The sequence below is a fragment of the Roseateles sp. genome, assembly GCF_036404855.1.
In the GTDB taxonomy this organism is placed as follows: domain Bacteria; phylum Pseudomonadota; class Gammaproteobacteria; order Burkholderiales; family Burkholderiaceae_C; genus Pelomonas.
Genome location: NZ_DASWYS010000197.1, coordinates 32,103 through 43,129, shown reverse-complemented (window position 1 = coordinate 43,129; position 11,027 = coordinate 32,103). Strand labels below are relative to the sequence as shown.

Genomic DNA, 11,027 nt, shown 5'->3' with positions numbered 1-11,027 from the left:
GCGTGAGGTGGCGGGCGACCGTGATGCCATCGAGGCCAACTTGCGGGCCGTGGCCGCGCAGGGCGTGCCCAACTACTTCGGCGCCCAGCGCTTTGGCTTCGACGGCGGCAACGTCGAACAGGGCCGGGCCATGCTGGCGCGCGAGATCCGCGTGCGCAACCCGAAGAAGAAGGGCATCTACCTGTCCGCGGTACGCTCCCTGGTCTTCAATGAAGTGCTGGCGCTGCGAATTCAGCAGGGACTTTGGGGCAAGACCCTGCCCGGTGACGTGATGGACGACGCGGGCCGGCCCACCGGACCACTCTGGGGGCGCGGGCGCGTGACCACCACCGATCAAGCACAGGCCCTGGAGAACACAGTGGCTGAACGTCACGCCACCTTGTGCGACGGGATGGAACACGCCGGCCTGGATCAGGAGCGACGCGCGCTTGTGGCGAGCCCGCAGGACCTGTCATGGGATTGGCCGCAAGCCGATCAACTGGTGCTCACGTTCTCTTTGCCCGCCGGGAACTACGCCACTTCCGTTCTTAACGAAATTCTCCGCACCACGGAGCCTGACCGGCATACAGAGACAGAGTCTTCAACTGTCGAATGACGGTGTCCTCGCCTCGGCTTGAACGAAGCAGGTCCTCTGCCCGGTCCACCGCCAGGCACTTTCGCCGTCGGTGACCCAGGTTCGATCTGAGAGGTCGGCTTCATGCCGCCTCCCGCCAGGCTGGATGCTCGCGGGGTCCCACTGCAAGGCAGCCAGTCAGGACACGCGGCTTCGGACGGACAAGAAGCCTAGAAAAGGAAGTACCGCTGCGCCATCGGCAACTCCTTGGCGGGCTCGCAGGCCAGCAGCACGCCATCCGCCCTCACCTCATAGGTCTGCGCATCGATCTCCATCGTCGGCAGGTAGTTGTTGAGCACCATGTCAGTCTTCTTGACCGAGCGGCAGCCCTTCACCGGCACGAGGGTCTTGGTCAGGCCCAGCTTCTCGACATTGGCCTGGCCCGACTGGCTGACGAAGGTCAGTGAACCCTGCGACAAGGCCCCGCCGAAGGAGCCGAACATCGGCCGGTAGTGCACCGGCTGCGGCGTGGGGATGGAGGCGTTGGGGTCGCCCATCGCGGCAGCGGCAATGAAGCCGCCCTTCAGGATCAGCGCGGGCTTCACGCCGAAGAAGGCGGGCTTCCAGAGCACGAGGTCAGCCCACTTGCCGACCTCGATGCTGCCCACCTCATGGCTGATGCCGTGCGCCAGCGCGGGGTTGATGGCGAGCTTGGCGAGGTAGCGCTTCACGCGCGCGTTGTCGTTGCCGGCCCCGTCGCCGGGCAGCGCCCCGCGCTGGACCTTCATCTTGTGTGCGGTCTGCCAGCACCGCAGCGACACCTCGCCCACGCGGCCCATGGCCTGCGAGTCAGACGAGAACATGCTGATGGCACCGAGGTCATGCAGGATGTCTTCGGCGGCGATCGTCTCGCGCCGAATGCGGCTCTCGGCGAAAGCCAGGTCCTCGGCGATACCGGCGTCCAGGTGGTGGCACACCATCAGCATGTCGAGATGCTCGTCCAGCGTGTTGACCGTGAACGGCCGCGTCGGATTGGTGGAGCTGGGCAGCACGTTGGCCTCGCCCACCACTTTCATGATGTCCGGCGCATGGCCACCACCCGCGCCTTCCGTGTGGAAGCTATGGATGGTGCGGCCCTTGAACGCAGCGATCGTGTCCTCGACGAAGCCACTTTCGTTCAGCGTGTCGGTATGGATGGCGACCTGCGTGTCGGTCAGCTCGGCCACGCTGAGGCAGTTGTCGATGGCGGCAGGCGTCGTGCCCCAGTCCTCATGCAGCTTCAGGCCGATGGCGCCGGCGTCGATCTGCTGCATCAGGCCCTCGGGGCGCGATGCATTGCCCTTGCCCAGGAAGCCCAGGTTCATCGGAAAGGCCTCGGCCGCCTTCAGCATCGTGGCGATGTGGCTGGGCCCCGGTGTGCAAGTGGTGGCCAGTGTGCCGGTGGCGGGGCCGGTGCCCCCGCCAATCAAGGTTGTCACGCCGCTCATCAGCGCCTCTTCGATCTGCTGCGGGCAGATGAAGTGGATGTGGGTGTCGATGGCGCCGGGCGTCACGATGAAACCCTCGCCCGCGATGATCTCGGTGCCAGGGCCGATGACGATGTCCACGCCCGGTTGGACATCCGGGTTGCCGGCCTTGCCGATGGCGGCGATGCGGCAGCCGCGCAGGCCGATGTCGGCCTTGACGATGCCCCAGTGGTCGACGACGACGGCATTGGTGATGACGGTGTCGACCGCGTCACCGGCGCCGGGGCCGTTCGGGCGCTGGGACTGGCCCATGCCGTCGCGCACGGTCTTGCCGCCGCCGAACTTCACTTCTTCGCCATAGCCACCCGAGCGCAACGTCAGGTCCTGTTCGATCTCGATGACGAGGGCCGTGTCGGCCAGGCGCAGCTTGTCGCCGACGGTGGGGCCGAGCATTTCCGCGTACGCGCGGCGGGAAATCTTCATACCTTGCCTTGCACGAGGCCGCGGAAGCCCCAAACGGCGCGGTCGCCAGCCAGTTCGACCAACTCGACGGTACGCGTCTGCCCGGGCTCGAAGCGCACGGCCGTGCCGCTGCAGATGTTGAGTCGCATGCCGCGCGCAGCCTCGCGGTCGAAGGCGAGCGCAGCATTGGTTTCGGCGAAGTGGTAGTGCGAGCCGACCTGAATGGGCCGAGTGCCGGCGTTGGCGACCTTGAGGGTCAGCGTGCGGCGGCCGGGATTGAGTTCATGCTCGCCTTCAGCGGCGATCAGCTCGCCGGGGATCATCAGGCGACCCCGCCAATGCGGGCCAGGGCAAGCGCTGCGACGCTGGCGCCCAGCAGCGCGCGCGCGAGGGTGGGTGCATTGCGGAGCTTCCAGCCCATCGCGAGACCCACGCCGTGCAGCACCGCCGTGCTGAGCACCATGCCGGCCAGCGCGCCGGCGCCATGCAACTCCAGCCCGTGCGCAGCACCGTGGCTGAAGGCCAGGATGGCCGCGGTGGCCGCGCCCGCGGCCGGCGGCATGGCCAAGCGCAGCGCCACCAGCAGGCCCAGTACAGCGAGGGAGACAGTGATGGCTGCCTCCATCGCCGGCATCTGCCAGCCAGTGACCATGGCTAGCAGTGCCCCGGCCAGCAGCGACATTGCGAACGCAAGCGGCGCTTGCAGCGGGCGCTTGAGCGCCATCGCGCTCCAGATGCCCACGGCAAGCATGGCGGCAAGGTGGTCTGGCCCGGCTAGCGGGTGCAGCGCGCCATCGACAAAGCCGCTGATTTGGCTGTGGTCGCCGGTGTGGGCCTGGGCGGCCGCGGCGGCCAGGGGCAAGGCGGTGGCCACGAGCCAGCGGTGCGATGTCTTCATGGTGTTCAGGCAATCGGTTGGTGGACGGTGACCAGCTTGGTGCCGTCCGGGAAAGTGGCTTCGACCTGGATCTCCGGAATCATCTCGGCGACGCCGTCCATGACGTCGGCGCGGGTCAGGATCTCGCGGCCTTCACTCATCAGCTGGGCGACCGTCCTGCCGTCGCGCGCGCCTTCGAGGATGGCCGCGCTGATGAAGGCCACGGCCTCGGGGTAGTTCAGCTTAAGGCCCCGCGCACGGCGGCGCTCCGCCAGCAGCGCTGCTGTGAACAGCAGCAGCTTGTCTTTCTCACGAGGAGTCAGTTCCATGGCGTCAGGTCTTGCAAGGGGGATGCCAGTCGATCAGAACTTCCGAGGCGGCCAGCTTGCGCGACGGGCCCGCAGGCTGGCGCGTGGGCGTGCCGAGGGCGATCCAGCCGAGCAGCGTTTCGCCGGGGTCGCAGAAGGCCGCTGAGATGGCCGGGTCGCGCACCTTGGCGCCGCTGAGCATCTTGCCCCCGAAGCCCAGGGCATGAGCCGCCGTCAGGAAGTTGGCGATGGCACCGCCGACGGCCGCCCACTGCTCGTGGGCCGGCACTTGGGGATGGCCGAGGTCGATGCGGGCGACGACAGCGATCGTGATCGGCGGCTTCAGCGCCCGCTCCGCGTCCAGTGCAGCGCCCTCCTCCCCCTTGCCTGCCGCTCGGGCCGCGTCGGCAAACAGGGCAGCCATGCCCTGTTTTGCGGCGTCACGCACCATCTTGAATCGATAAGGCACCAATTCGGCATGATCCGGTGCGCGCAACGCCGCCTGCGCCATCAGCGCGACTTGCTCGTCGCTCGGGCCGGGCTCGACCAAGTGCTTTGGGCCGACCGAGTAGCGGCTCAGCAAAGCCTCGAGCGCGGGCGATCGGGTCACTTCAAGAGCCCCGCGTTCTCGGCAGCGGCCCTGATGCCGTTGTAGTTCTCGGGCTTGCTAGGGATGAACTTGGTTGCACGCTGCAGGCCAAGGATCTCCTTGCCCTGCGCCGTGTTCGGGTCCAGCGCCAGGAAGGCCGCCTTGATCTTGTCCTGCAGCGCCTGCGGCATGTCGGCGTGGACCGACCAGTTGTAGTCGTAGTAGGGCGGGGTCGTGTAGAAGACCTTGACCTGGGTCGGGTCCACCTTCTTCTCGGTCACGAACTTCTCCCAAACCGAAATGTTCAGCGCGCCGGCATCCACCTTGCCGCTGGCGACTGCGGCGATGGTGGCGTCGTGCGCCCCGCTGAAGGCGACACGCTTCAGATCCACATCGGGGTTGATCTTGGCGGCCAACAGGAAGCTGCGCGGCATCAGGTGGCCGGAGGTGCTGCTCTGCGAGCCGAAGGACAGCGTCTTGCCCTTGAGATCTTCCAGCTTGGCAATGCCGCTCTTGGCGTCGGTGATGAAGACGGAGCGGAACTTCTCGTCCTCTTCGCGCTGCACCAGCGGAATGATCTTGCCGCCCGAGCGCACATTGGCCTGCACGAAGGTGAAGCCGCCGAACCAGGCCAGGTCGATCTTCCGGTTGACCACGGTCTCCACGGCGGCGGCGTAGTCCGTCACCGGCGTCCACTCGACCTTCATGCCGAGCCTGCTCTCCAGGTACTGGCCCAGCGGCGCGAACTTTCGCGCCAGCTCCGTGGGCGACTCATCGGGAATGGCGGTCACGCGCAGCACCTGTTGGGCCTGCGCCGCCACACCGGCCAGCGCCAGTGACAACACCACACCACGCGCCAGACCGGCGACGACACGAGAGAGAGCCATGGAATTCTCCTGAGGATCAAGATTGAGGTGTCAGAACACCAAGGTCGCCCACGCCGAGTGGGCGGCGCGGGACGCGTATTGGACCGCGCCGCCGTGACGGCGGGCGGCCGGAATCAGGTCTTCATGCGTCAGGCCCTGGGCCGCGAGCGCATCAGAGCAGGCGAAGAAGCGCGCGCCGTGCTCCAGCGCGTCGTCCATCCAGTCCGCGATGGTCTTGTCGAAACGGTCAGACGCGCGCAACTGGCCGGCCACGCCGGGCTTGAGCAGCAGCACGGCACGGGCTGTGAAGTAGACCTCGACCTGCATGTCGAGCGCCGCCGCTGCGGCGGCATGCGCGAACGGTGTGGCCAGGCGCACGGGATCGGCGGGGTCCGCGGCCCAAAGCAGGATGGCAAGGCCAGCGCGCTTCATGATGCTGCGTCCAACTGATTGAGCCAGGCCCAGCGGTCCATCGCCTCACGGATGGCGGTCTCATCGATGACCAGCCGCGGTTTCTCAGCATCGAGCCTGGACGGCGCCAGCTCGACCAGCCAGCCTGCCTCGTAGGGCGCCTGGTGGACCAGCTCGGGCCGCTCCTCCAGCGCCTCGTTCACGCGCGTGACGACACCCGACAGCGGCGACTTCACCGCCACGATGGACTTGGACAATTCAACAACGCCGATGGAACGCCCCTGCTCGACGTCGCTGCCCACGGGCTTGGGCCGGCACATGTAGATCTCGCCAGAGGCCTTGAGGCCCAGCGCCGTGATGCCGATGCGGACTTGGCCATCCGGAAGGGGCTGGGCCCACGTCTGGTCTTCTGGCCAGAGCCAGAACCCCTGGGGCAGCGGCGCGCCGCTCATCGCACACCGTTCCCGAGTGAATGGCGGAAAGAGGAGGGAGTCGAACCCACCCGGCGACGCGTGGCGCCACCCACCGGGTTTGAAGCCCGGCCGACACACCGGTGTCGTTCTCTTTCCATGATCAATTGGTCGCCTCCGAAAACAGGGCGCTGTCCGCGCGCAGCCGGTGCTCGTCCCCCACGCGCCGCAGCAGCCCGACGCGGTCGAAGTACTCCAGATGCTGGATCGCCCGCTTGCGCCCCAGACCCGTCGCGTCACGGAAGGCTGCGGCTGTGACCATGCCTTGCCCGCCGCCCAGCGCGCGCGCAATGGCGGCGAGTCTCGCCATCGTCGAGGTGTCGCAGTAGAGGTCTTTCACCACCTGGTGCAGCTCGCCCTGCTGCGCGAGACGCGCGAGCGTGGCCCGCATCAGCGGCTCGGGCTCGGTGCAGTCCCGGGCGAGGTCGCGCGCCCAGGCGCCTTCGGCCCCGGCAGCCACCAGGCGAGGCGACACCTTCTGCGCGATGCGCTGTTCGGCGGCCGAAAGCTGCACGCCGTGTTCAGGCAGGTGCACGAAGGCGCCGCGCACGGCGATGCGGTCCGCGGCACGCAGCTCCGCCAACAGCTGGCGCCACAGTGGCTCAGCGATGCGCGGTGCGACGAGGCGCCGCAACCGAGCGGCATCCGGGCCGAGCTCGTCAGGGGACCTAGCATGGAAATCGGACAACACGGCAAGCATCTTCTCCGTCAGCGCGGCGCGCGCCTCATTGCCCAGCGCCCAACCGTCCAGCGGCTCGACCAGGCCTTCAGCCTGCGCAAAGCGGGCCAGATCAAGGCCCAGCGACGAGAGTGCAAGCAACCGCTCGCGGCGCTCGACCGGCGTGGGCAGCTCGCAGGCCGCCAGCTCGGCCAGGCGCTCGGGCGTGCGGCGGTAGCGGGCGGGTGCGAACGGATCGAGCACGACGCCGCCGGCGAGGGTGCGCGTAGCGCTGACATCGCGCAGCACCAGTCGGTCGCCGCGCCAGGCACCGACGGGCATGTGGCAGAGGAGTTGCACGCGGGCCGAGGCACCGGGCTCCACCGCATCGCAGCCGTCCAGCACGGCGATGCTGGCCGTCACCGATTGCGCGCCGAGGTGCAGGTGCACGCGCGCGCCAGAACGCATCGGCCTGGCCTCGCCGGGCCACAGCGTGAGGCGGGCATCGAAGCGCTCGGTGGACAGTGCCACCGCAGGCGCCGTCAACCACTGCCCCCGCGGCACCTGCTCCCTGGCAAGGCCGGCGAGCGCAACGGCGCAGCGTTGGCCGGCCTGTGCCCGGTCGACAGCCCGGTTCTGCGCATGCAGGCTGCGCACGCGGGCACGCTGCCCATGGATGAGCAGTTCATCGCCGACGGCGATCTCGCCGGCGTGCAGCGTGCCGGTGACGACGGTACCGACGCCATCGAGACTGAACGTCCGGTCCACGGCGAGACGCGCGGCCAGGTTCTGCGTCACACGCGGCAGCGTCTGGCGAGCCGCTTCAAACAGCAGTTCGCGCAGCGCCTGCATGCCCTGCCCGGTTAGCGCGGAGACGGCAAGAATGGGCGCCTCATCCAGGCTCGTGCCAGCCAGCAATTCCCTCACCTCGCTTTGCAGCGCCTCGACGCGACCGGGCTCGGCGCGGTCGATCTTGGTGATCGCGACGGCGCCGCGCTTCAGGCCCAACAGGCTCAACACGGCCAGGTGCTCGCGAGTCTGCGGCATCACGCCGTCGTCGGCGGCAACCAGCAACAGCGCGAAATCAATGCCGCTGGCGCCGGCGAGCATGGTGTGCACCAGCTTCTCGTGGCCCGGCACGTCAATGATGCCGAGGCGCTCCTCGTGCCGAGGCACGTCAATGTAGGCATAGCCCAGCTCGATGCTGATGCCGCGGGCCTTCTCTTCGGGCAGGCGATCAGTGTCCACGCCCGTGAGCGCACGCACGAGCGTGGTCTTGCCGTGGTCGATGTGGCCCGCGGTGCCGAGGATCACGCCAGCCTCTCCTTCAGCGCGGACAACTGCGAAATCAGCAGCGCGGGCTCTTCCAGACACCTCAGGTCCAGCAGCAAGCGGTCCTCATTGATGCGGCCGATGACGGGCCGCGGCAAGCCGCGCAGCGCGGTAGCCAGGGCATCCAGGGTTCGGCCCCGTCGATCCGCAGCGGTGATCGCGAGACCGGCGGAAGGGAGGCGTTCGACGGGCAGCGAGCCGGAGCCGATCTGGCTTTGCAGCGCGACCATCTCGACGGTGAAGCGCGGCGCAACCGCCTCCAACACGTCAGGCAGCAGTCGCTGCGCGAGCTCGACGATCTGGTTCTGGGGCCGCGTCAGCAGACGCAGCGTCGGCAGGTCGTGCACCAGCCGCTCGGGACGCAGGTAGAGGCGCAACGTCGCCTCCAGCGCCGCGAATGGCAGCTTGGACAGGCGCAGCGCACGCTTCATCGGGAACTTGCGGATCCTGCCGACGCTGGCCTTGCTGCCGACGATGAGGCCGGCCTGCGGCCCCCCCAGGAGCTTGTCGCCGCTGAAGGTCACCACGTCACAGCCGGCCGCAAGCATGGCCTGCGGCAGCGGTTCGGCAGGCAGGCCCCACTTGGACAGGTCCACCAGCGCGCCACTGCCCAGATCGGTCATCAGCGGCAGGCCGGCGGCGTGCGCGATGGGGGCCAGCGTTGCCTCGTCAACCGCCGCCGTGAAACCCTGCACCTGGTAGTTGCTGGTGTGGACCTTGACGACGAGTGCAGTGCGAGGCGTGATGGCGTTCTCGTAGTCGCGCGGGTGGGTGCGGTTGGTCGTGCCGACCTCTACCAGCGTGGCGCCGGCCGCACTCATCACGTCGGGCATGCGGAAGGCGCCACCGATCTCGACCAGCTCACCGCGCGACACGATGGCCTCCCGGCCGCGCGCCAGCGCCGCGATGCCAAGCAGCACGGCGGCGGCATTGTTGTTGACGACAGTGGCCGCCTCAGCGCCGGTCAGCTCGCACAGCAAGCCTTCGATGAGGTCGTCGCGGTCGCCACGGACGCCGGCCTCAAGATCGAATTCCAGGTTGTTGGGCGAGCCCATCAGCGCCATCACCTGCTGCAGCGCGGCGTCGGCCAGCAGGGAACGGCCGAGGTTGGTATGGATGACAGTGCCGGTCAGGTTGAGCACCGAGCGCATGTTCGGCCGCATCCGGGCCTCAACATGGTCGGCGAGCATGTGAGAGAGCTTGTTCAGCTCGGCTTGCATCAAGGTGCCGGCAACAGCGCGCCGGCGCAGGCCTTCCAATAGCACCCTTGCTTCGTTGGCGACCAGCGTGTGGCCGTGTGCAACCACCAGCGGGGCGCAGTCGCGCAGCAACTTGTCCAGGGCCGGCAGGTCTTGGGGCCTCGCCTTGGAACCGTGGACCACGGATTCTTCGGGCGCGTTCATCAGTGTTCTCGTCCAGGTGGTGGTGGCGCTTCGTCAGGCTCGCCGAAGAGCAACAGCAGGTTGACGCCGTGGCGCTGCAGGCCGGCCTCGCTGACGAGCAGGTCCAGCGTCAGCGTGGCAAGGTCGTCGGCCAGAGGCTCGAGGCCGTTGTCGCGCGCCGGGTGCATCAACTTCAAGTAGTGACCGCATTCACTGCAGCACTCAGCCTGAACGACAGCATCGGCCGTCGTCGACGCGGCCTCGTCGGCGCCTACGAGGCTTTGCAGCGAAATGCCCTTGGTGCTCTGGCAATGGGTGCACTTGATGCGTACGAAATGCCACTGCGTGGCACACAGGCCGCAAGCGAGGTAGCGCGCGCCCTCGCTGCCCAGGCGCTCCAGCGATGCCACCGGACGTGAGCCGCAGCAAGGGCACAGCGTGGGGTCATCGGTGCGACCGAAAGCCGCGATCGGGCCGGGGGCGTGGGCAGCCGTCTGCTGCACCAGCCGCACCCAGTGCAGTTGGAGACCGGCGGCGATCAACGGCGCGCTGGCCAGATCCAGTCCCAGCATGACGCCACTGAGCAGGCGACCGGCCTGCGTTTCAAGGTGCTCGTCGCCCGCGGCGGCGAGCTGCAGGGCTGTGGTCTTGGGCGGCCCGTCGGGCAGTCGGCGGGCCAGATCGTTCAGCAGCCCACGCAGAGAACTGCGCCAAGCCGGCTCTCGCTGCCAGGTCTCCGCCGGCAGCAGCGGCAGGCCATCACGCGCGGCGGCGTCGATCTGCTGCGGCGTGGGCAGTGGCACGGCGACCACGGCGGACAGCGCACGGTGCTGGGCCTCGGCCAGCTCGGCGACGAAGAGCAGGAAATCTCGCATCGCATGACCGGCGGCCAACTGGCGCAGGCGCAATGCGCGGTCGGCAAAGACGCCGGCGTCGGGCAGGTGCAGGAAGCTGAGCTGCTCGCCAGCGCGAACGGCAATCTCTTCGGGACTGAGGATCTTTTGCGTGCTGCCGACGGTCATTGCTTTCCGGTCATTTCACGATGCCATTGCGCGTGATTCTGACGCGCCCAGCCCTCGGTCACCGTGCCCCGCGTCATGGCCCGTATCGTGCCCTTGACCCAGATCGCCGCGTAGATGTGCACGATGACGGTCAGGATCAGCACTGTGGCCGACAGCGCATGCAGCACGACGGCAATGCGCCGCGCAAGGATGGGGAAGCTGTCGGCGAACCAGGGTTGCCAGAACATGAAGCCCGTCAGCACCAGAACGAGCAGGCAGATGGCCATCAGCCAGAATACCTGCTTCTGGCCGCCGTTGTAGCGGCCGGCCGGCGGCATGCGACTCTTGTCGCCGCGCAGCATCGCGCCGCTGTGCTTCATCCATTCCTTGTCGGCCGCGTTCATCACGTTGTAGCGCCACAGCTTGAGGAACATGACGAGGAAGCACAACGCCATCAACAGCCCCATGAAGGGATGCAGGATGCGCGCCCACGTGCCCCCGCCGAACAACGCGGTGAGGAAGTAGAAAGCTGGGTGGAAGAACGCCAGGCCCGACAGCCCGGCGGCAAGGAAGAGCAGCACGATCAACCAGTGGTTGGTGCGCTCGCCAGCGCTGTAGCGCTGAATGAAGCGTGTAGCCATGCTGCGCTCCT

At 67.9% G+C, this 11,027-nt stretch carries 12 protein-coding genes, 1 tRNA gene and 1 pseudogene; 1 reads left to right on the top strand and 13 read right to left on the bottom strand.

What is annotated here, in order from left to right; all coding sequences use genetic code 11:
• Positions 1-595, top strand: a pseudogene (locus VGF12_RS13145) (hypothetical protein); the annotation flags it as partial.
• A gap of 188 nt (positions 596-783) precedes the next feature.
• On the opposite strand, the gene ureC reads toward VGF12_RS13145, so the two are convergent.
• The 13 genes from ureC to VGF12_RS13080 all read right to left on the bottom strand — a co-directional run bounded on the left by ureC (position 784) and on the right by VGF12_RS13080 (position 11,016).
• Positions 784-2,502 (bottom strand): urease subunit alpha, encoded by a 1,719-nt coding sequence (ureC, locus tag VGF12_RS13140; protein WP_331176483.1) that lies wholly within the window; start codon positions 2,500-2,502, stop codon positions 784-786.
• Positions 2,499-2,804: an urease subunit beta gene (locus VGF12_RS13135; protein ID WP_331176482.1), complete on the bottom strand. Its 306-nt coding sequence runs from the start codon at positions 2,802-2,804 to the stop codon at positions 2,499-2,501. The genes ureC and VGF12_RS13135 overlap by 4 nt, the downstream gene beginning before the upstream one ends.
• Positions 2,804-3,379 carry a HupE/UreJ family protein gene (locus VGF12_RS13130; RefSeq protein ID WP_331176481.1) on the bottom strand — a complete coding sequence of 192 codons (576 nt, stop codon included), beginning with the start codon at positions 3,377-3,379 and terminating at the stop codon, positions 2,804-2,806. Before VGF12_RS13130 ends, VGF12_RS13135 begins: the two co-directional genes overlap by 1 nt.
• A gap of 5 nt (positions 3,380-3,384) precedes the next feature.
• Complete coding sequence (locus tag VGF12_RS13125) at positions 3,385-3,687, bottom strand: urease subunit gamma (protein ID WP_331176480.1); 303 nt, start codon at positions 3,685-3,687, stop codon at positions 3,385-3,387.
• Between the two features lie 4 nt (positions 3,688-3,691).
• A complete protein-coding gene (locus VGF12_RS13120; protein WP_331176479.1) occupies positions 3,692-4,276 on the bottom strand; it encodes a nitroreductase in 585 nt (194 codons plus the stop codon).
• Positions 4,273-5,142, bottom strand: coding sequence for a putative selenate ABC transporter substrate-binding protein (locus VGF12_RS13115; protein ID WP_331176478.1), 870 nt, complete (start codon positions 5,140-5,142; stop codon positions 4,273-4,275). The genes VGF12_RS13120 and VGF12_RS13115 overlap by 4 nt, the downstream gene beginning before the upstream one ends.
• Before the next feature lie 30 nt (positions 5,143-5,172).
• Positions 5,173-5,553 carry a DsrE family protein gene (locus VGF12_RS13110; protein ID WP_331176477.1) on the bottom strand — a complete coding sequence of 127 codons (381 nt, stop codon included), beginning with the start codon at positions 5,551-5,553 and terminating at the stop codon, positions 5,173-5,175.
• Positions 5,550-5,984, bottom strand: a complete 435-nt coding sequence (locus VGF12_RS13105) for a glycine cleavage system protein H (RefSeq protein ID WP_331176476.1) — start codon at positions 5,982-5,984, stop codon at positions 5,550-5,552. The genes VGF12_RS13110 and VGF12_RS13105 overlap by 4 nt, the downstream gene beginning before the upstream one ends.
• 21 nt (positions 5,985-6,005) lie before the next feature.
• A tRNA-Sec gene (locus tag VGF12_RS13100) sits at positions 6,006-6,101 on the bottom strand.
• Positions 6,102-6,105: 4 nt separating this feature from the next.
• The gene (gene selB, locus VGF12_RS13095) at positions 6,106-7,974 is read right to left on the bottom strand and encodes a selenocysteine-specific translation elongation factor (protein WP_331176475.1); all 1,869 of its coding nucleotides are present in this window, start codon (positions 7,972-7,974) and stop codon (positions 6,106-6,108) included.
• A complete protein-coding gene (gene selA / locus VGF12_RS13090) occupies positions 7,971-9,395 on the bottom strand; it encodes an L-seryl-tRNA(Sec) selenium transferase (protein ID WP_331176474.1) in 1,425 nt (474 codons plus the stop codon). The genes selB and selA overlap by 4 nt, the downstream gene beginning before the upstream one ends.
• The gene (gene fdhE, locus VGF12_RS13085; RefSeq protein ID WP_331176473.1) at positions 9,395-10,396 is read right to left on the bottom strand and encodes a formate dehydrogenase accessory protein FdhE; all 1,002 of its coding nucleotides are present in this window, start codon (positions 10,394-10,396) and stop codon (positions 9,395-9,397) included. The genes selA and fdhE overlap by 1 nt, the downstream gene beginning before the upstream one ends.
• A complete protein-coding gene (locus tag VGF12_RS13080; RefSeq protein WP_331176472.1) occupies positions 10,393-11,016 on the bottom strand; it encodes a formate dehydrogenase subunit gamma in 624 nt (207 codons plus the stop codon). The genes fdhE and VGF12_RS13080 overlap by 4 nt, the downstream gene beginning before the upstream one ends.
• Between the last annotated feature and the right edge of the window lie 11 nt (positions 11,017-11,027).